The organism is Streptomyces sp. NPDC059142 (genome assembly GCF_042755665.1).
GTDB lineage: Bacteria > Actinomycetota > Actinomycetes > Streptomycetales > Streptomycetaceae > Streptomyces.
On sequence record NZ_JBHZDA010000201.1, the window covers coordinates 1 to 2,881 of the forward strand.

Here is a 2,881-nt window from a genome sequence, read left to right on the forward strand (position 1 = left end):
CGGTGCGGCGCGCCGCCCCCCCCCGCCCCCCCCCCGTCCGGGTGGGCGGCGGCCCGTGCGGCGAAGAGGTCGGGCACGGTCGCGCCGGGCGGCGGGGGTGTGGTGTCGCCCGCGACGGCGCGCAGCCGCTCGTGTTCGGCGGGTGAGAGGACGTCGACGGTGTGCAGCGGGGTGTGCGGTGCGCGGGCGGCGTGCCGCAGGACGCGCAGCAGGCGCTCGGTGAACGACTCGGCGGTGGCGCGGTCGAACAGGTCGGCGGAATAGTGGAGTTCGACGTCCTGGCCGGCGGGCCGGCCCTGCTCGTCGAACCGTTCCAGGACCTGGAAGTCGAGGTCGAACTTGACCAGCGGCAGCGCGGCGAACTCCGCGACGGCCGTGAGTCCGGGCAGGTCGACCCGGGCCTGCGGGGTGTTGTGCAGGGTGAGGTTGACCTGGAAGAGGGGGTGCCGGGTCAGCGAGCGGGCCGGCGCCAGCTCCTCCACGAGCCGTTCGAAGGGTACGTCCTGGTGGTCCAGGGCCCGCACGGTGGTGCGGCGCACCCGCCGGAGTATCTCGGTGAAGTCGGGGTCCCCGGACACGTCGGTGCGCAGGACCAGGGTGTTGACGAAGAACCCGACGAGGTTCTCCAGATCGGCCTCGTCGCGTCCGGCGAAGGGGCTGCCGACCGGGATGTCGTCACCGGCGCCGAGCTTGGACAGCAGGACGGCGACCGCGGCGTGCCAGACCATGAACAGGGTGGCGTCCTCGGCGCGCGCCACCTCGGCGAGGGCGGCGTGCAGCTCGGCCGGGACGTCGAACCGTACGGTGCCTCCGGCGTGCGCCGAGACCGCGGGCCGCGACCGGTCGGCGGGCAGGGCGAGTTCCTCGGGGGCGCCGGTCAGTACCGCGCGCCAGTGGGCGAGTTGCTCGGTGAGCAGGCTTCCGGGGTCGTCGGCGTCGCCGAGCAACTCGCGCTGCCACAGGGTGTAGTCGGCGTACTGCACGGGAAGCGGCGCGAGGTCGGGCTCGGTGCCGGCCAGGCGTGCGGTGTAGGCGGCGGAGAGGTCGCGCCAGAGCGGGGCCGCCGACCAGCCGTCGGCGGCGATGTGGTGCAGGGCCAGCACGAGGACCGAGGTGCGGTCGTCGACGGTCAGGAGCCGGGCGTGCCACGGGATGCCGGACGCCAGGTCGAAGACGTGGCGGGCGGTGCGGGCGATCTCGGCGTCCACCTCGTCGGCGGGCACGGCGTCGACGGTCAGCAGGTCGGGGAGGTCGCCCACGGGGACGACCTCCTGCACGGGTTCGCCGTCCACCTGGGGGAAGCGGGTGCGCAGCGCTTCGTGGCGGGCCACCACGTCGTGCAGGGCGGCCCGCAGCGCGGCCACGTCCAGCGCGCCGGACAGCCGCAGTACCAGGGGGACGGTGTAGAGCGCGCCGGCTCCCTCCAGCCGGTCCACCAGCCACAGCCGACGTTGCGCATACGACGCAGGAATCACGTGCACTCCTCAATGCGGGCTGGGCCTTCGATGCCATCTGCGCGGGCGCGCTCCGGCCCCATGTGGGCACTTGTGATGGTGCGGAGAAGTCGCGGGCCCCAGCATCGGTGGGAGCCACAGTTACGACCGGCGCCGGCACGTGTCGGCGGGTGCGTCGGCCCCCGGCCGTGGCCACGCCCTCCCCGCGCCTTCCCCCGGGCCGGGGGAGTCGCGCAGCCGACGGCCCGTAACGGTGGGGAACGTCGTTGCCGCCCCACCCTGGCCCGCCTAGCGTTTCGAGACCATCGCGCCGTGGCGTCCGACGCCTTTCATTCCTTGGAGAGCCATGCAGAACGCCGCCCACGAAGACGATTCCGTCCTCGAACGTTTCCACTTCCTCGTCAACGCGCCGGCGTTGTTCAATGCCGTCACGACCGCCGCCGAACTGAGGATCTTCGCCTTCCTGTCGGGGAAACCCGGCTCGGACGCGGAGGACATCAGGGCGTTCTGCGGTCTGCCCGCGCATCAGTTGCGCGTGCTGCTCCAGGCGGTCTGCACGACGGGGCTGCTGGAGCGCCGGGACGGCGCCTACCACAACTCCGCCGTCGCCGAGAGCCTGCTGGCGGCGGACGACGAACCGGACAGCTGGAGTCACATCCTGACCGGCTGGAAGGAGGTCTACTATCCGGCGTTCGCGCAGATGACGCGGGCGCTGCGGGCGGGCACCAACACCGCCCTGGAGGCCCATCCCGGTGACGAGCCGACCCTGTACGGGCGGCTGGCCCACAATCCGGGGCTGGAGGAGGTCTTCCACCGGGCGATGACCGCGTTCACCCTGCGTTCGGTCGACGCGCTGATCGAGCAGCCGGTCTTCGGCGACGTACGGCACGTGCTGGACGTGGGCGGCGGGGACGGCACTACCTCGGCGCGGCTGGTGGCACGTCATGGGCGGCTCACGTCGACGGTGTTCGACATGCCGAGCGTGTCCCGGCTGGCGTCGGAGGCGGAGGCCGGCGCCCACCCCGACCGGGTGAGCCTGGCGCCGGGTGACATGTTCACCGACCCGTTCCCCGAGGGGCCGGACGCCGTGCTGTTCAGCCATGTGCTGGAGATCTTCGACGAGGACTCGATCCTGCTCCTGATGAAGAAGGCGTACGCGGCGCTGCCGGTCGGCGGGCGGGTCATGGTGTACGGCTACAACGTCTCCGACGACGAGACCGAGGGCGTGTTCGGCGCCCGCCTCGGCCTGTACTTCAACGTCCTGGCCAGCGGCCGGGGGATGGCCTATCCGGCGCGCGACTACGAGCGCTGGCTGCGCGCGGCCGGGTTCGAGGAGGTCGGGACCGTCTCGGGGCTGCCCTACGAGCACGGGCTGAGCTTGGGCGTCAAGCGCTGAGAGCGCCGGCCCCGCGGCACACACGTTCCGG

2 protein-coding genes are annotated in these 2,881 nt (G+C 72.7%); one reads left to right on the top strand and one right to left on the bottom strand.

Going from position 1 to position 2,881, the window contains the following annotated elements:
* The coding region (locus tag ACFXPK_RS32670) for a condensation domain-containing protein (protein WP_385080780.1) at positions 1 to 1,475 on the bottom strand (1,475 nt) is incomplete at its 3' end.
* Between the two features lie 325 nt (positions 1,476 to 1,800).
* Here ACFXPK_RS32670 and ACFXPK_RS32675 point away from each other — a divergent pair.
* Positions 1,801 to 2,850 carry a methyltransferase gene (locus tag ACFXPK_RS32675; RefSeq protein WP_385080782.1) on the top strand — a complete coding sequence of 350 codons (1,050 nt, stop codon included), beginning with the start codon at positions 1,801 to 1,803 and terminating at the stop codon, positions 2,848 to 2,850.
* Positions 2,851 to 2,881 lie beyond the last annotated feature (31 nt).